Raw genomic sequence first — 16,902 nt, 5'->3', positions numbered from 1 at the left:
GCTTACCCATTGTTGACCACGACGCCCGCCGTGCCTGTTTGCTGAGCTGGCAAGGCGTCGTGGCAGGAGACCTTCATGTCCGACACCCCGTATCAAGAGATCAATTTCGATGGCCTGGTCGGCCCGACCCACAACTACGCCGGCCTGGCGCATGGCAACGTGGCCTCGATGCGCCACGGCGGCCTGGCCTCCAACCCGCGCGAAGCCGCGCTGCAGGGCCTCGACAAGATGAAGTCGCTGGCGGATCTGGGTTATGCACAGGGGATTCTGCTACCGCAACAGCGCCCGGACCTTGGGGCGCTGCGTGATCTCGGCTTCACCGGCAGCAACGCCCAGGTGTTGAAGGCGGCCAGCGAGCAGGCACCGCAGCTTCTGCGCGCGGTGTGTTCCGCCTCCAGCATGTGGACGGCCAACGCCGCTACCGTCACGCCGTCGCGCGACAGTGGTGATGGCCGCGTGCACTTCACGCCGGCCAACCTGCAATCCAGCTTCCACCGCTACCTGGAGCCAGCGACCACCGGGCGCATCCTGGGCGCCATCTTCGCCGACGATGGTCACTTCGCGCATCACCCTGCGCTGCCCGCGACGCCGTCCTTCTCCGATGAAGGCGCCGCCAACCACACGCGGCTGTGCGATGGCCACGGCGGGCCGGGCGTGCATCTCTACGTCTATGGCCGCCAGGCCTTCGGCGGTGACGGCGTCGAACCGCGTCGCTATCCGGCGCGTCAGACGCTGGAAGCCAGTCAGGCCGTCGCGCGTCAGCATGGTCTGAGCGAAGGTCAGGTGGTGTTCGCCCAGCAGCACCCGGACGCCATCGATGCCGGCGTCTTCCACAACGATGTGATCGCGGTGGGCAATGGCCCGGTGCTGTTCTATCACGAGCTGGCCTTCCGCGATGAAGAGGCGGTGCTCGATGAGATTCGCGCCAAGCTGTCCACGCCGCTGATCCCGATCCGTGTGCCGCTGGAAGCCGTCAGCCTCGAGGATGCCGTCTCCTCCTATCTGTTCAACTCGCAGCTGCTCTCCAACGACGATGGCAGCATGACGCTGGTGGTGCCGGGCGAGTGTCAGGAGAACGAAGCGGTATGGAACGCGCTGCAGAATGCGATTCTGGCCGGCCCCAATCCGATCGGCGAAGTGCTGGTCAAGGACGTGAAGCAGAGCATGCGCAATGGCGGTGGCCCGGCCTGTCTGCGTCTGCGCGTGGTGCTCAGCGACGCCGAGCGCGCCGCGCTGTCCGGGCGCGTGATGATGAGCGATACGCTGCACGCCGAGCTGGGTGACTGGGTCAAGCGTCACTACCGTGACAGCCTGACACCGGCAGACCTCGCCGACCCGCAGCTGGCCGAGGAAACCCTGGCGGCACTGGATGAGCTGACGCGGCTGTTGAAGGTCGGCAATGTCTACGCCTTCCAGCGCTGATCGTCCCCGCTGAAGTCCACAACGACACAGCCCCCATCGGTCTCGCCGGTGGGGGCTGTGTCGTTGTGGAGATGTGATCAGAGGTCTGAGATGAGAGCGGCGGATCCCGTGGCGCGACTCAGGCCAGTTGTGGCTGGATCACGCGCGTGGGCTCGCGGCGCACCGGCCAGTGCACGATGGCGGCCAGCAGACCGAAGATGCCGCTGGAGATCCACAGCAGGTCGTAGCTGCCGGTCAGCTGATAGACCACACCACCGCCCCAGGCCCCCAGGAAGGCACCGACCTGATGAGCGGCCAGCACCATGCCGAACACGAAGGCCTGACGCTTCTGGCCGAAGTAGAGCGCCACGGCCTGACTGGTCAGCGGCACCGTCGACAGCCACAGAATGCCCATGATCGCGCCGAAGGCGTAGAGCAGCATGCTGCTGGGCGGGATGACGACCATGGCCATCACCAGCGCGGCGCGGCACAGATAGATCAGCATCAACAGCTGCGGCGGGTGACGGCGGCCGCCCCAGGCACCGAACAGGATGGTGCCGGCGATATTGAGCGCACCGATGATCGCCAGCGTGTTGCCGGCCACGTTCAGGGGTAGGCCGCAGGCGACCACGAAATTGGGCAGGTGGGTGGCGATGAAGGCGACATGCACGCCGCAGACGAAGAAGCCGCCGGCGAGCGCCAGAAAGCGTCGGTCCTGCAGCAGCGGGCCCTGGCTCGGGATATCCTCCGCCGGTGCCTCACTGCCGGCTGGCGGGCGACGCAGCAAGGGCAGGGCCATGGGAATCAGCAGCAGACAGCTGGCCCCGAGGGCCAGCATGGCGATCTTCCAGTCGATCAGCACCAGCATCGGGGTCGCGACCGAGTAGATCAGCTGCCCGAAGGAGCCGCCGGCCGAGGCGATGCCCAGCCCGATGCCACGATGCTGGAGGGGGACCACGCGCGTGACGGCAGCCAGCACCAGCGGGAAGGTGGTCGCGCCGATGCCGATACCGGCCAGCACGCCGGCGCCCAGCATCCACACCGTCGGGGTCGGCCAGAGGGCGGTGACGCCCATGCCGACCGCATAGCACAGGCTACCGACGAGGAAGACGCTGAGCGTGCCGAAGCGGTCCGACAGCTTGCTGGCGATGGGCGCGGCCAGTCCGAAGACCAGATTCTGGATGGCGAGCGCGAATGACAGACTCCCCATGCCCCAAGTGAGTTCGCTGGCCATCGGTGGCAGCATGAAGCCCATGGCCTGCCGCGCGCCGGTATTGATGGCGAGAATCAGCGCTGCCAACGCGATCGCTGCCTTCCAGTTCAGTTGCATGTCTGGCCCACCCCTGTCGTTACCATTGTGCTGCGGACTCCACTGCCTGTGGGCGGAAGATCACCTTGAGACCTTGGTCTCTATATTCCACTTTATTCTCATGGATGGGCGCATCCCGAATACGTCAACGACGGTAGCAGAAGCGACAGCGCAGTCGTTGCTTGTCACGTACGGTCGTGCCGCGGTCGTGGCGCGGACGTCGTCGATCCCGCCACCTCAGGAGGTAGTGATGCACATCGGTCTGCTGCAATGCGATGACGTCAATCCGGCTCTCATCGAGCGACACGGCAACTATCCCGCCATGTTCGAGGCCCTGCTCACGCGCAGTGACCCCGATATCCGGCTCAGCGTCTGGCGCTGCCTGGATGGCGAGTTTCCCGAGCAGCTGGATGCCTGCGATGGCTGGCTGATCACGGGGTCAAAACATGGCGTCAATGATGGGCTCGCCTGGATCACGACACTGTGTGAGTTCGTCCGGCGGGTGCATGCGGCAAAGCTGCCGCTGGTCGGTGTCTGCTTCGGCCATCAGGTGATCGCCAGGGCCTTGGGGGGCGAGGTGGAGAAACATGCGCGCGGCTGGGGGGTCGGCCTGTCGTTCAATCGTGTCTGCGCGCAACGCCCCTGGATGCAACCGCCGCAAACGGGGCTGGATCTCATCGTCAGCCATCAGGATCAGGTCAGTGTCCTGCCTGCCGATGCCCGGGTGCTGGCGGACAGCGCCTTCTGCGCCTTCTATCTGATCGAGGTGGGCAGCTGCCTCGGCGTGCAGGGGCATCCCGAGTTCAGCCCCGCCTACTCACGTGACCTGATGAGGTTGCGTCGCGAACAGATCGGCGAACATCGCGTGCGCGAGGGCGAAGCCTCCCTGAGTGTCGCGCCAGACAGCGCCGTGATGACGCAATGGATGCTGGCCTTCATTCGCCACTGGCGTTGAGGCCTGACCAGCGCAGGGCGCTTTTTTCACGAGCCGTCAGGAATCGGCAGAAGCCTCAGGAACCGGCAGGGGCTGTCAGCTAACAGGCGCCGGCAGGCATCGGTGACGAATCGTGCCCGGCTTGCGTGGAATCCACTGCCGATCGCCCCCCGCGAAACGCTATACTGTCATGCATGTCACATGCGCTGTTTACCATGGCGGGTGCCATATCCCGGTCTGGTGTCATGCCGCGGTCTGGTGACACTACACTGTTTCCCGTTTGGCACCATGGTGCCGAGTCGTGACCTGTAGAATTTCGCCATTCGGGGTATGCCAATCGCGCAGCCTGCCCGACATGCAACGTGCCGTTCGCCCCCTGACACCGGACACACGCAGCGTCAGTCTACTGACGCCATGTCGAGTCATGCCGTCGCGCCGCTCTGTATCCCAGCTCTGTATCTCAATCCTGTCCCTGCTTCATGCTCCTGAGGAGAAGCCCCTTGGCCAACTTCACTCTGAACGGCAAGGCCGTCAGTCTCGAGGTCGACCCGCAAACCCCGCTGTTATGGGTGCTGCGTGAGCACCTGGGTCTGACCGGCACCAAGTTCGGTTGCGGCATCGCCCAGTGCGGCGCCTGTACCGTGCACCTGAACGGCACAGCGGCGCGTACCTGTGTCCTGCCGGTTCTGGCCGCCGAAGGTGGTGACATCGTCACCATCGAGGGGCTGGCCGAGAACGATGACCACCCGCTGCAGCAGGCCTGGGTCGAGGAGCAGGTGCCGCAGTGCGGTTACTGCCAGTCCGGCCAGATCATGCAGGCCGCCGACTTCCTCAAGAATACGCCCGACCCCACCGATGAGCAGGTCACCGCCGCCATGGCCGGCAACCTGTGTCGCTGCATGGCCTACGTGCGCATCCATCGCGCAGTGAAGCGTGCCGCCACCATCGCCAATGAGCGTGCCACCAGCCAGGTGAGCGGTCAGCAGACCGACGCCACGGCCGCGACTGCCGGCGTCGGCACCTTCGATCCGCGTGCCACGGCAGGCACCGTATCCCATTCTGCTGTCGAGGAGACGTCTCATGGCAAGGTTTGATGACAAGCTGGCCGCGCATCAGCGCGAGCTTGCTGCCGCGCACAAGACTTCCTCGAGCCGCGGCGGTATCACGCGGCGTGGCTTCCTGATCGGCAGTGTGGCGGGTTCCACCATGCTGGCCTTCGGCGTGTCCGGCGCGGCGCTGGCTGCTGGGGCAGACGGCAAGGGCTCGGCCAGCGAGACGCTGTCCGCCGGGGCCTTCGAGCCGACCATGTGGTACGCCATCGCCACTGATGGCACCGTCACCGTGCATATCACCAAGTCCGAGATGGGGCAGCACGTCGCCACCAGCCTCGCGCGTCTGGTGGTCGAGGAGCTGGAAGCCGACTGGGACAGCGTCAAGGTCGATTACGTCGACAGCGCCCCCAAGTGGGGCTACATGATCACCGGCGGCAGCTGGTCGGTTCACCAGAGCTACCAGCCGCTGTCACAGGCCGGCGCGGCGGGACGTATCGCGCTGATCGAGGCGGGCGCTCAGCAGATGGGCGTGGCGGTCGAGAGCTGCAAGGCGCGCAAGGGACGCGTCATCAGTGGCGATCAGTCGCTGAGCTATGGCGAGATCGTCGCGGCGGGGCTGGAGCGCAGCTTCTCCGAGGAGGAGCTTGCGGCCATCGAGCTCAAGCCGGCCTCCGAGCGTCGCGTGCTGGGCACCAGGGGCAACGCGCTGGACGTGCCGCCCAAGACCAACGGTCAGGCCGTCTACGGCATCGACTACACCCTGCCGGCAGAGATCGAGGCGCGTGTCGGCAAGACATTGCATGCGCGTCCGGTGATGCCGCCGAGCCGCTTCGGCTGCAAGGTCACCGCCGTCGATGACAGCGAGGCCCGCAAGGTCATCGGTTATCGCCAGACCATCGAACTCAAGGACCCGTCCGGCATCTGTCAGGGCTGGCTTGCGGTCATCGCCGACAACTTCTCGGCGGCGATGCGCGCCACCGACCTGCTCAAGGTCGAGTGGAGCAAGGGCGACAGCTATCAGGTCGACGAAACGGCGATCCAGGCCGAGGGCCAGCGTCTGGTCAGCTCGCCGAGCCGCGACAATGGCTCACTGCTGGTGGATCAGGGCGACCCTGCGCCGCTGCTCGAGAATGCCACCACCACGGTGGAATCCACCTTCACCACCTCAAGCGTGCTGCACTTCACGCTGGAACCGGCCAATGCGCTGGCTTACGAAGAAGATGGCCACTGGCACATCCACTGCGGCAACCAGCAGCAGTCCCTGCTGACCTCACTGGTCACCAAGGCGCTGGAGCTCGAGGAAGGCAAGGTCACCCATCACCAGCTGTATCTGGGCGGTGGTTTCGGGCGTCGTCTGCACGGTGACTACGCCGTGCCGGCAGCGCTGGCCTCCAAGGCCGTGGGGCGTCCGGTGAAGATGATCTTCACGCGCCCCGATGACAGCCGCTTCGATTGCGTGCGCTCGCCCTCGGTGCAGCGTCTGCGCTCCGGTCTCGATGCCGAGGGGCGTGTCGTGGCCTCCGAGCACGCCGCCGCCGCTGGCTGGCCGACGGCCGCCCTGATGCCGGCCTTCATGGCGGAAGCCATTGAAGGTGGCGGCAAGCTGGACTCCTTCTCCATCAGCGGCGCGGACCACTGGTACAACGTCGGCACCCAGCGTGTCTGGGCGCAGCAGAATAAGGTCGCCCACGAGGCCTTCGTGCCCGGCTACCTGCGCTCCGTCGCACCGGGCTGGACGCTGTGGGCGGTCGAACAGCATATCGATGAGCTGGCACTGGCGGCCGAGCAGGACCCGGCCGAATTCCGTCTCGCACTGCTGGACGCCGAAGGCCGCAACGCCGGCAAGGCGCCGGTCAGCACCGGCGGTGCCGAGCGTCTGCGCAACGTGCTCAAGCGCGTGATGGAGAAGTCCGGCTGGAGCGAGCGCGACAGCCTGCCGGCAGACACCGGCATGGGCGTGGCACTGAGCTTCGGTCAGGAACGCAGCATGCCGACCTGGGTGGCCTGCGTGGCACGGGTCAAGGTCGATCGCGCCACGGGCGAGGTCAAGCTCGAGAAGCTGACCAGCGTGGTCGATGCCGGTACGCTGGCGCATCCGGATGGCGCCATGGCACAGCTGGAAGGCTCGCTCCTGTGGGGCGTCTCGATGGCGATGCACGAAGGCACCGAGTACCGCGAGGGCGGCCCGGTGGCGCAGAATCTGGGCGCCTACCAGCCGCTGCGCATGCATCAGGTGCCGCAGATGGATCTCGAGTTCGTCGACAGCACCGAGATGCCGGTCGGTCTCGGCGAGCCGGGCACCACGGTGGTCGCACCGGCGATCGCCAACGCCATTCAGCATGCGGTCGGCGTGCGCCTGCGTGACCTGCCGATGCGTCCGGCGGCGCTCAAGGCCGCGCTCAGCGAGGCCTGATCCTCCTTGGTGAATGCCTCTGATTCCCGCCACTCCGGCATGCCCGGGTGGCGGGTTTCGTGTCTTCAGACCGCGCGCAGGCTTCTGATATGAGAGATTATTGATGCAACACCTTGATCTTGAAGTGATCCATCAGGCGATCGACTGGCTGGCACCGGCAGATGGCGAGCCATCCGCGCGCCCGATCTGGCTATGCACGGTGCTGGCCACCTTCGGCTCCTCACCGCGTGAGCCGGGTACCTGGCTGGTGGCGCGCGCCGATGGGCAGCATCGTGGTTCGCTGTCCGGCGGCTGTGTCGAGGAGGACTTCCTGGCGCGCCTGGCTGACGGGGAGTTCACCGCGCCCGCCCAGGTGATCCGCTATGGCGAGGGCGGCCATCAGGGCGCGGGAATCGCCTTGCCCTGTGGCGGCATTCTGGACGTACTGGTCGAGCGCTTCACGGCCTGTGACGCGGACATCGCGCATCTTGAGGCGCTGCGCGGGGCACTCGAGGGCCAGACGCCGCGTCTGCGGCAGGTGATGCTGGAGGGGAATGGCGCGCGTGCGCTTCAGCACGACAGCGGGCTGGGGGAGCGGGTCGAGCCACTCGAGGGCCACGCGGGCCAGGCATGCGGCTATCAGCTGCGGGTCGGGCCAGTGGCGCGTCTGCTGCTGGCGGGGCTCTCGCCGGTGGCGGAAGCCTGCGCAGCCTTCGCCGTCAGCCTCGGCTTCGAGGTGATCATCTGCGAGCCACGCGAGGAAGTGCTGGCCGACTGGGATGCCCGCAAGGCGCCGCTCGAGGGCGTCAGCCTGCGCCGCGAGCTGCCGTCACGCTTCATCGCCGCCGGCGGCTGTCATGCCGCCACCGCCGTGGTCGCGCTGACCCACGACCCGCGTATCGATGATCTGGCGATGATCGAGGCGGTACGCCAGCCCGCGTTCTATATCGGCGTGATGGGCTCGCTGCGTACCTCAACGGCGCGCGCCGAGCGGCTGGCACGCAGCGGTGGGCTCAGCGCCGAGGAGATCGCGCGCATCGTGATGCCGATCGGGCTGAATCTGGGCAGCAAGACACCGGCCGAGATCGCGCTGGCGGTGATGGCCGATATCGTGCGCATCCGCCGTGGCCGCGCTCGCGAGAGCCTGTGAAGGCGCTCAGGGGGCAGGCAGGGAGGTCGCCCATGAATGAGTCGATCATTCTGGTCATGGCCGCTGGGCAGAGTCGCCGCTTCGGCAGAGACAAGCGTCAGGCGCGTCTGGCGGATGGCCAGACACTGCTGATGGCGACGCTGTCCCGGGTCATGTCCTGTGAGGTGGACTGGCGGCTGCTGCTGCGTGAGGACGATGATCCCGCCGTACTGCTGGGAGATGACTTCGCGCGTGAGCATGCCGAGCGGATCTGGCGTGCGCCGCAGGCGGGCAACGGACTCGGCGCCAGTCTCGGCGATGCCTTCCGTCAGCTGGAAGATGATGCTGGATTGGCGCATGTGCAGGTGGCGGCGGTATGGCTGGCGGACATGGCGCAGATCACGGCACAGACCTTTCATGTCCTTCGGGCCGAGGCCCAGGCCGATGGCGTGCATATCGTGCGACCGAGGCTTGACGGCGAGGATAGCCCCGGGCATCCGGTGCTGTTCGGGCGGGCGCTGTGGGCAGAGCTTGCGACGCTTGAGAGCGGCGAGGGCGCGCGCGAGGTGATCGCGCGACATCGCGAGGCGCTGCGTCAGGTGGCAGTCGGTGATGCCGGTATCCATCACGATATCGATACGCCAGCGATGCTGAAGCTCAGAGGCTGAGACAGAAACTGAAACTGAATGACTGAGGCCGAGGAACTACCTACGCTGGAAACAGGCTTGCTTCAGACAGCAAAAGGCCCCGTCACCATTAAGTGACGGGGCCTTTTGCTGTCGGCGTGTCGCGTTACAGCGTGCGCATATCCAGCAGCTTGATGCTCTGGATGCGCGGCTCGCCCCAGCTCAGGTCGAGCACCCACTCGGCGTCGAAATGCGTGTGCAATACGCTGCCATCGCGCATGGCGGCGCGGTGCTCACCACCCATGCGCAGGGTGGCGCTGTCGAGGCTGTTGCGCTGGGCACGCACCCAGCCGAGTGCATGGCCATTGACCAGCAGCTCGCTGCGACGCTGCTCCCAGTTGGCCAGGTACTCGCTGCCGGTCAGGGTTTCATCCAGCAGCTGGATGGAAGCCTCCTCGCCCAGCAGTTCCGCCAGTTCGATAGCAGGCGCCATGCGGTTGAGCATGGAGAACCAGCGGTGCGCGAAGTTTTCGAGTTCGGCCTCCAGGGCCAGATCATTGAAGGTATCGGCGTACATGGCACCTGCTCCCGAGTGGGTAAATATTGATGGGCATTATGCCGAGAGTCGTGAGCAGTAAACATGCCACGAACGGAATGGCAGTGTTGCCAACGGGGAGTCAATGCTTCAGTGGTTACTGAAGCCGCGACGCCCCGTGGCGTTTGCCTATCCTCGATCTCTCGGCAGAGTGGTCGTATCAATGAATGCGGCGGCCTGACTCGGCATTGCTGTCCGGCGTGTCAGTTTCCTGATGCGCTTCACGTTTCTCGACCAGGCGGCGGATACCGACATAGAACAGCGGTGTCAGCAGCAGGCCGAACACGGTGACGCCGATCATGCCGGAGAACACCGCCACGCCCATCGCCTGACGCATCTCGCTGCCGGCACCGGTGGCCAGTACCAGCGGCACCACGCCCGCGGTGAAGGCCACCGACGTCATCAGGATGGGGCGCAGGCGCAGGCGACAGGCCGTCAGCACGGCGTCCAGACGACTCTGGCCAGCATGCTGCTGCTCACGAGCGAACTCGACCAGCAGGATCGCGTTCTTGCACGCCAGTGCCACCAGCACGATCAAGCCGATGCGCGTGAAGATGTTGTTGTCGCCCCCCGTCAGCCAGACACCGGCCAGCGCCGACAGCAGTGTCATCGGCACGATCAGGATGATCGCCAGCGGCAGCGACCAGCTCTCGTACTGGGCGGCCAGCACCAGGAACACCAGCAATACCACCAGCGGGAAGATGTAGATCATGGTGTTGCCGGCCAGCACCTGCTGGTAGGTCACCTCCGTCCACTCGTAGCCGATCCCCTGTGGCAGGTTGCCGGCCAGCACTTCCTCGATGGCGGACTTGGCTTGATCACTGGAGACGCCCGGCGCCGGCGAGCCGTTGATGTCGGCGCTGACGAAGGTGTTGTAGTGCATCACGCGGTCCGGGCCGGTGGTCGGTGTCACCTTGACGAAGCTGCCCAGCGGAATCATGCGGCCGTTGTCGCTGCGCACCTTGAGGTTGCGGATGTCATCCGGGTCGAGACGCGCCGACTGCTCGGCCTGGGCGCGCACCTGATAGGTACGCCCGAAGCGGTTGAAGTCATTGACGTACAGCGAGCCCATGTACACCTGCAGAGTCTCGAAGGCACGTTCCACCGGCACGCCCATGATCATCGCCTGCTCACGATCCAGATCGATGTCGTACTGCGGCACCTGGATGCGGAAGCTGGAGTAGACACTGCTCAGACGCGGGTCAGCGTTGCCCCTGGCGGTGATGGTCTGCACGGCGGAGAACAGCTCATCGAAGCCCTTGTTGCCACGGTCCTGCAGCTGCAACTTGAAGCCCCCCGTAGTGCCCAGGCCCAGAATCGGTGGCGGCGGGAAGACGGCGACGAAGGCCTCGTCGATCCCCGCGAATTTCTGGTTCAGCTGAGCGGCGATCGCCTGACCGGAAAGCTCGGGCGACTGTCGCTCATCGAAGTCCGCCAGGGTCGCGAACACGATGCCGGAGTTGGAGGCATTGACGAAGCCGTTCACGGAGAGCCCCGGGAAGGCCACGGTGTGCGCCACACCCGGTGTGTCCAGCGCCAGTGCCTGCATCTCGTCGATGACCTCGGAGGTGCGGTCGAGGCTGGCGGCGTCCGGCAGCTGGGCCATCGCGACCAGGTACTGCTTGTCCTGCCCCGGGATGAAGCCGCCGGGCACGCTGTCGAACAGCTTGCCGGTGGCGCCGAGCAGTACGACATACAGCAGGCCGACGATGACACCGAAGCGCAGCAGCTTCTTGATCAGGCCGGTATAGCCGTTGGCCATCGCACTGAAGGCGCGGTTGAACGGCGCGAACAGCCAGCGCCCGAACAGGCCATCGATGACACGGGTCAGCCAGTCAGGCTTGGCACCGTGAGGCTTGAGCAACAGAGCCGACAGCGCCGGTGACAGCGTCAGCGAGTTGAAGGCCGAGATGAGCGTCGAGATGGTGATGGTCAGCGCGAACTGCTTGTAGAACTGACCGCTCAATCCGCTGATGAAGGCCGTCGGCACGAATACCGCCGTCAGCACCAGCGCGATGGCGATGATCGGGCCGGTCACCTCACGCATGGCGATCTGGGTGGCCTCGATGGGCGAGTGGCCCAGCTCGATGTTGCGCTCGACATTCTCCACCACCACGATGGCGTCATCGACGACGATACCGATGGCGAGCACCAGCCCGAACAGCGACAGCGTATTGATCGACACGCCCATCAGCTGCATGACCGCAAACGTCCCGATCAGCGAGACCGGCACCGCGATCAACGGGATGATCGAGGCCCGCCAGGTCTGCAGGAACAGGATCACCACTATCACGACCAGCAGGATGGCCTCGAACAGGGTGTCGATGACCGCCTCGATGGAGCCGCGCACGAAGACCGTCGGGTCGTAGACGATGTCGTAGCTGACGCCATCCGGGAAGGCCTCGGACATCTCGCTCATGCTCTCGCGCACGGAATCCGACAGCGCGATCGCATTCGAGCCGGGGCGCTGGAAGATCGGCATCGCCACGGCGTCCTTGCCATCCAGCTGCGCGCGCAGCGAATAGCTGTCGGCGCCCAGTTCGACACGCGCCACATCCTTCAGGCGTGTCAGGCGGCCATCTTCATCGACACGGATGACGATGTTCTCGAATTCCTCGGCGCTCTCCAGGCGGCCCCGCACGTTGAGCAGGCGCTGGAACTGGTTGTCGTCAGGCGAGGGCTGGGCACCGACGGAGCCGGCGGCGACCTGCTGATTCTGGGCACGCAGGGCACTGATGATGTCACCGGCAGACAGGCCCCGCGCCGCCACGGCGTCCGGGTCGAGCCACACGCGCATCGAGTACTCGCCGGCACCGAACAGCTGCACGTCACCGACCCCCTCGAGACGGGCGAGATTGTCCTTCAGGTTCAGGCGCGCGTAGTTGGACAGCCACAGCTGGTCATAGCGGCCATCCGGGGAGGTCAGGTGGACCACCATCGTCAGGTTGGGCGAGGCCTTCTCGGTGGTGATGCCGAGTTGCTGCACCTCCTGCGGCAGGCGCGGCGTGGCGCGGGCCACACGGTTCTGCACCTGCACCTGGGCCTTGTCCAGGTCAGTGCCCAGCGCGAAGGTCACCGTCAGGGTCAGGTTGCCGTCGGAGGTCGCCTGTGAGTCCATGTACAGCATGCTTTCGACGCCGGTGATTTCCTGCTCCAGCGGCGTGGCGACGGTGGCCCCGATGACTTCGGGGTTGGCACCCGGGTAGTTGGCGCGCACCACCACGGTGGGTGGCACGACTTCCGGATACTCGGAGATGGGCAGCTGGAACAGCGACAGCATCCCGGAGATGACGATCAGGATCGACAGCACCGCGGCGAAGACCGGGCGCTTGATGAAGAAGCTGGAGATATTCACGAACGGCCTCCGGCTGCCTGACGGTCAGCCTCGGCCAGTGTCGCGGCGTCCTGGTCGTTGTCCTGATCCAGCGGCTGGGCGGTCTGCTGCTGCAGGCGCGAGATACGCGCGGCGAGTGCCTTGAGGGCACCGTCATCGGGCATCTCGACCAGCTTGGGGGTGATCGGCATGCCCGGACCTGCCTTGGCAGGCCCCGCGGCCAGCACGCGGTCACCGGCGGCCAGGCCATCGGTGACGGCACGCAGCGGGCCGAAGCGCGGGCCGGTGGTGATGCCGCGGTAGGCGAGGGTGTTGTCCTCGGCGACCACCAGCACGAACTGACGGTCCAGATCGGTACCGATGGCGCGTTCCGGAATCAGCACGGCATCACGGATCTCGGGCGAGGCGAGACGCAGGCGTGCGAAGGCGCCCGGACGCAGGGCGGCATCATCGGCGCTGAAGGTGGTGCCGATGCGCAGGGTGCCGGTATCGATATCGACGCTGTTGTCGATGAAGTCGAGCTCACCGTGGAAGGGGAAATCCTGCTGACCGGCCAGCTGCAGTTCGACCGGCAGGTGGTCATCGGCGCTGACGTTCGCGAAGTCCTGGTTCCAGGTCAGCTCGCTGATGTCGATATAGGCGTCCAGCTGGCGGGTCTCGACCAGCGTGGTCAGCACGCTCTGGCCAGCCTGCACGGTGTTGCCACGCGTGATGCGCGCATTGGACAGGCGGCCATCGATCGGGGCGCGGATGGTGGCGTAGTCCAGATCCAGACGGGCACGCTCGAGCTGGGCGATGGCGCCCTTGAGCTGTGCATTCAAGCCGGTGGCATTGGTGCTGCGCGAATCGGCTTCCTCGCGCGATATCAGGTTGCGCTTGACCAGACTGGCGGCGCGACCGGACTCGCTGCGGGCATTGGCCAGCTCAGCCTTGATGCGTGCGACTTCCGCTTCCAGACGCTGTACCTCGGCCTTGAAGGGGCGTTGATCAAGACGCACCAGCGGCGTGCCGGCGCTTACCTGACTGCCTTCGGTGAACAGCACTTCTTCGACTTCGCCGCTCACGCGTGGGCGCAGTTGCACGCGCTGGGGAGATTCCAGACGTGTGGTGTAGGTGTGCCAGGCCGCGACCGGCTGCGACTGGGCGGCGACGACTTCCATCGTCGGGGGAGTCTGTTGCGCGTTGCCGGTCTCTTCACTGTTGCCCTCGCTGCAGGCACTGAGCGCCAGAAGGCCACCAAGGGTCAGTAGCAGGGAAGAAGCGATACGAGAAAGGCGCGCCGGACGTAAGTTCAGTCTCGACATGGGAATTTTCCGTTGCAGGATAGTTGGCTCGGCATCCTAGAGAGCCGGCCTGCGACGGATAAGCCCCTTGGAGCACACCGCTTTGATTCTGAATATGCACCAATTGTGCAGATGGCGCGCTGGCTGACTGCTGCGCTTGAGCAAGGGTCAACGCAAAAGCCCCGCGGCGAATGCCAGCGGGGCTTGTTGTCGTACATGTCACTTGCGTCTGCTGCCGCTCAACTCACGGTGCAGGCATCTCGGCACAGGCATCTCGACACAGGTATCACGGCATGGCTGGCATGCCGCTTGAAGCGACTTTACTGCTTCTCGCCGAAGTACTTGGTGTGGATGGTGTCGTAGGTGCCATCGGCCTTCAGCTCGGCCAGGGCGCCGTTGATCTGCTCGGCCAGGTCCTTGTCACGCTTGCGCATGGCGATACCGAAGCCATCGCCGAAGTACTTCTTGGGCTCGGTGACCACTTCACCCACGGCCTTGTAGTTGCCGTTGCCGCCGTCAATCAGGGTGGACTTGCCGACCGGGAAGTCGAGGAAGGCGATGTCGAGGCGACCCGCTTCCATGTCCAGCACCAGGTCATCGGCGGTGGTGTAGCGCTTGACCTCGGCATTCTTGCCGTAGAGATCGGTGACGTAGTTGTCCTGCAGGGTGCCGCGCTGCACGCCGATGGCCTTGTCAGCCAGGGCTTCCTGGGAGGTGGCGCTCAGCTCGCTGTCGGACGGGGCGAACCAGGCGGACGGCGGGGTGATGTAGGTGTCGGAGAACAGCACCTTCTCGCGGCGTTCCTCATTGATGGTCATCGAGGACATGATGGCGTCGTACTTGCGCGCCATCAGGCCGGGAATGATGCCGTCCCACGCCTGGATGACCCACTCGCAGTCGCGGTTGATCTTCGCGCAGATGGCATTGCCCAGCTCGATATCGAAACCGGTCAGCTCACCGTCGGGCGTCTTGTATTCCATCGGCTCGTAGGGCACGTCGACGCCGATGCGCAGCGATTCGGCCGCCTGAGCGCCACCGGCCATCAATGCTGCACCCAGCAGGGAGATTCCCAGAAGCTTCTTCATGTCAGTCCCATCCATCATTGTTGTTGGTCATACTGGCTGATCAGTGGCATCAGACACTCCCTCCTGAACACCAGCCATCTGAGCCGCGGACATAAGGGGGCGTGTCATGCCAGTGGCTCCACACTAGCCCAGACCGAGGCTGTGGTGAAGAGGGGCAATGGACAAATTCAAACGGTCGTTAAACGAGATGAATTCCTGCCGTTATATCCTGATATAAAAAAAGCGCCCTACAAAGGGCGCTTTTGACGTTCAGCTTAACGGTTTCAAGTGCGCTAGCAGGCGTTTCTCCAGTTGCCGGAATATGGCAATGATGGTGAAGGTCAGACACAGGTAGATGGCGGCGACGAACAGGAAGGCCTCGAAGGGCGCGTAGAAGCGTGCGTAGATGTCGCGCGCGGCGCCGGTGAGGTCCAGAAGCGTCACCACGCTGCAGATGGCACTGGCATGCAGCATGAAGATGACTTCATTGCCGTAGGCCGGCAGCGCCCGGCGGAAGGCACTGGGCAGAATGATGCGACGCATCATCTTGCCACGTGACATGCCGTAGGCACGCGCTGCCTCCATCTCGCCCTTGGGGGTCGACTGGATGGCACCGTGGAAGATCTCGGTGGTGTAGGCCGCGGTATTGAGCACGAAGGCCAGCAGCGCCGGCACGAAGGGATCACGGAAGTAATCCCATAGCCAGGTCTCCTGGATGCTGGGCACATGCACGCTGGTCACGCCCAGCGAGATGTCGAAGCCGTCGAAGAACACCACGCCGTAGTAGATCAGGTAGAGCTGGATCAGCAGCGGCGTGCCGCGGAAGACATAGGTGTAGAGATAGACCGGCATCTTCACCCAGCGACGGCGCGAGCCGCGCATGATCGCCAGCGGCACGGCCAGTATCAGGCCGATGAGCAGCGCCAGACACACCAGCTGTACGGTGGTGACCAGCCCTTCCCAGTAATGCCACAGGGTGGTCGCGGTGAAGATGTAGTTGTCGCTCAGCGCATCCTCGAGCATCTGACCCAGCTGGGTGATGACGCCTGAGGAGCCTGCATCATTCAGTTGTTCCATGCGCTGGCCTCCCCGAATCCGGCGTTATAGCGCTTCTTGAGACGTGCCAGCCCCCATTCGGACACGGTGGCGATCAGCAGATAGCCCGCCGCGACCGGCAACAGGAAGGTGAAGGGCTCGTGGGTCGCCTTGGCGGCCTCACTGGCGACACGCACCATGTCGACCAGCCCGATCACCGACACCAGGGCGGTGGTCTTGAGCAGCACCATCCAGTTGTTGCCCAGCCCCGGCAGGGCGTGACGCATCATCAGCGGGAAGCGAATGCGCTTGAAGACCTTCCAGTCGTTCATGCCATAGGCGCGCCCCGCTTCGATCTGCCCGGCATCCACCGCCATGAAGGCGCCCCGGAAGGTCTCGCCCATGTAGGCACCGAAGATGAAGCCGATGGTGACGACGCCGGCAGTGAACTCATCGACATTGACGAAGACGTCGATGTCGTAGCTGTCGTACAGCCAGTCGGTGACCATGTTGATGCCGATCTGGCCACCGAAGAACAGCAGCAGCATCAGCACGATGTCGGGAACGCCGCGGATGATGGTGGTGTAGAGCGTCGCGAGCCAGCGCAGAGGCGTGGAACGCGACATCTTGGCCGTCGCCGTCAATAGCCCCAGCGCGATGGCCAGCAGCTGGGCCAGCACGGCCAGCTGCACCGTGACCCAGGCACCTTCCAGCAGGCTGGGCCCGTAGCCTTGTAGGTCAATCATGG

General features: G+C 65.0%; 13 protein-coding genes. 6 read left to right on the top strand and 7 right to left on the bottom strand.

Annotation, left to right across the window (positions count from 1 at the left end):
- Positions 1-75 precede the first annotated feature (75 nt).
- On the top strand, positions 76-1,422 hold the full coding sequence (gene astB / locus LCW13_RS14300) for an N-succinylarginine dihydrolase (RefSeq protein WP_225347252.1): 1,347 nt from the start codon (positions 76-78) through the stop codon (positions 1,420-1,422).
- A 118-nt stretch (positions 1,423-1,540) separates the two neighbouring features.
- On the opposite strand, the gene LCW13_RS14295 is transcribed toward astB, so the two are convergent.
- Positions 1,541-2,731, bottom strand: coding sequence for an MFS transporter (locus LCW13_RS14295; protein ID WP_225347251.1), 1,191 nt, complete (start codon positions 2,729-2,731; stop codon positions 1,541-1,543).
- Between the two features lie 229 nt (positions 2,732-2,960).
- Between LCW13_RS14295 and LCW13_RS14290 the strand changes: the two genes are divergently transcribed.
- The 5 genes from LCW13_RS14290 (at position 2,961) to LCW13_RS14270 (ending at position 8,885) form a co-directional block, all read left to right on the top strand.
- The gene (locus LCW13_RS14290; RefSeq protein ID WP_225347250.1) at positions 2,961-3,665 is read left to right on the top strand and encodes a glutamine amidotransferase-related protein; all 705 of its coding nucleotides are present in this window, start codon (positions 2,961-2,963) and stop codon (positions 3,663-3,665) included.
- Positions 3,666-4,144: 479 nt separating this feature from the next.
- Positions 4,145-4,738 carry a (2Fe-2S)-binding protein gene (locus LCW13_RS14285; RefSeq protein WP_064503317.1) on the top strand — a complete coding sequence of 198 codons (594 nt, stop codon included), beginning with the start codon at positions 4,145-4,147 and terminating at the stop codon, positions 4,736-4,738.
- Positions 4,725-7,109, top strand: a complete 2,385-nt coding sequence (locus LCW13_RS14280) for a xanthine dehydrogenase family protein molybdopterin-binding subunit (RefSeq protein WP_225347249.1) — start codon at positions 4,725-4,727, stop codon at positions 7,107-7,109. The genes LCW13_RS14285 and LCW13_RS14280 overlap by 14 nt, the downstream gene beginning before the upstream one ends.
- 103 nt (positions 7,110-7,212) lie before the next feature.
- Positions 7,213-8,238 (top strand): XdhC family protein, encoded by a 1,026-nt coding sequence (locus LCW13_RS14275; RefSeq protein WP_225347248.1) that lies wholly within the window; start codon positions 7,213-7,215, stop codon positions 8,236-8,238.
- 32 nt (positions 8,239-8,270) lie between these two features.
- Positions 8,271-8,885, top strand: coding sequence for a nucleotidyltransferase family protein (locus LCW13_RS14270; RefSeq protein ID WP_225347247.1), 615 nt, complete (start codon positions 8,271-8,273; stop codon positions 8,883-8,885).
- A 124-nt stretch (positions 8,886-9,009) separates the two neighbouring features.
- On the opposite strand, the gene LCW13_RS14265 is transcribed toward LCW13_RS14270, so the two are convergent.
- From LCW13_RS14265 to LCW13_RS14240, 6 genes are all read right to left on the bottom strand, one after another.
- Positions 9,010-9,420, bottom strand: a complete 411-nt coding sequence (locus LCW13_RS14265; protein ID WP_054555691.1) for a hypothetical protein — start codon at positions 9,418-9,420, stop codon at positions 9,010-9,012.
- Between the two features lie 178 nt (positions 9,421-9,598).
- A complete protein-coding gene (locus tag LCW13_RS14260; RefSeq protein ID WP_225347246.1) occupies positions 9,599-12,793 on the bottom strand; it encodes an efflux RND transporter permease subunit in 3,195 nt (1,064 codons plus the stop codon).
- The gene (locus LCW13_RS14255) at positions 12,790-14,076 is read right to left on the bottom strand and encodes an efflux RND transporter periplasmic adaptor subunit (RefSeq protein ID WP_225347245.1); all 1,287 of its coding nucleotides are present in this window, start codon (positions 14,074-14,076) and stop codon (positions 12,790-12,792) included. Before LCW13_RS14255 ends, LCW13_RS14260 begins: the two co-directional genes overlap by 4 nt.
- A 299-nt stretch (positions 14,077-14,375) precedes the next feature.
- Positions 14,376-15,140 carry a transporter substrate-binding domain-containing protein gene (locus LCW13_RS14250; protein ID WP_153636493.1) on the bottom strand — a complete coding sequence of 255 codons (765 nt, stop codon included), beginning with the start codon at positions 15,138-15,140 and terminating at the stop codon, positions 14,376-14,378.
- Positions 15,141-15,389: 249 nt separating this feature from the next.
- Positions 15,390-16,160 (bottom strand): ABC transporter permease, encoded by a 771-nt coding sequence (locus LCW13_RS14245; protein WP_404813690.1) that lies wholly within the window; start codon positions 16,158-16,160, stop codon positions 15,390-15,392.
- Between the two features lie 23 nt (positions 16,161-16,183).
- On the bottom strand, positions 16,184-16,900 hold the full coding sequence (locus LCW13_RS14240; RefSeq protein ID WP_043334396.1) for an ABC transporter permease: 717 nt from the start codon (positions 16,898-16,900) through the stop codon (positions 16,184-16,186).
- Positions 16,901-16,902 lie beyond the last annotated feature (2 nt).

The organism is Cobetia amphilecti (assembly GCF_020217465.1).
GTDB classification, from domain to species: Bacteria; Pseudomonadota; Gammaproteobacteria; order Pseudomonadales; family Halomonadaceae; genus Cobetia; species Cobetia amphilecti.
This window is presented reverse-complemented; position numbering and strand designations above follow the sequence as displayed.

Coding starts and splice junctions, on each gene's coding strand:
- LCW13_RS14290 (WP_225347250.1), top strand. CDS start 2,961: ATGCACATCGGTCTGCTGCAATGCGATGACGTCAATCCGGCTCTCATC.
- LCW13_RS14265 (WP_054555691.1), bottom strand. CDS start 9,420: ATGTACGCCGATACCTTCAATGATCTGGCCCTGGAGGCCGAACTCGAA.
- LCW13_RS14255 (WP_225347245.1), bottom strand. CDS start 14,076: ATGTCGAGACTGAACTTACGTCCGGCGCGCCTTTCTCGTATCGCTTCT.
- LCW13_RS14240 (WP_043334396.1), bottom strand. CDS start 16,900: ATGATTGACCTACAAGGCTACGGGCCCAGCCTGCTGGAAGGTGCCTGG.
- LCW13_RS14275 (WP_225347248.1), top strand. CDS start 7,213: ATGCAACACCTTGATCTTGAAGTGATCCATCAGGCGATCGACTGGCTG.
- LCW13_RS14270 (WP_225347247.1), top strand. CDS start 8,271: ATGAATGAGTCGATCATTCTGGTCATGGCCGCTGGGCAGAGTCGCCGC.
- LCW13_RS14295 (WP_225347251.1), bottom strand. CDS start 2,731: ATGCAACTGAACTGGAAGGCAGCGATCGCGTTGGCAGCGCTGATTCTC.
- LCW13_RS14250 (WP_153636493.1), bottom strand. CDS start 15,140: ATGAAGAAGCTTCTGGGAATCTCCCTGCTGGGTGCAGCATTGATGGCC.
- astB (WP_225347252.1), top strand. CDS start 76: ATGTCCGACACCCCGTATCAAGAGATCAATTTCGATGGCCTGGTCGGC.
- LCW13_RS14280 (WP_225347249.1), top strand. CDS start 4,725: ATGGCAAGGTTTGATGACAAGCTGGCCGCGCATCAGCGCGAGCTTGCT.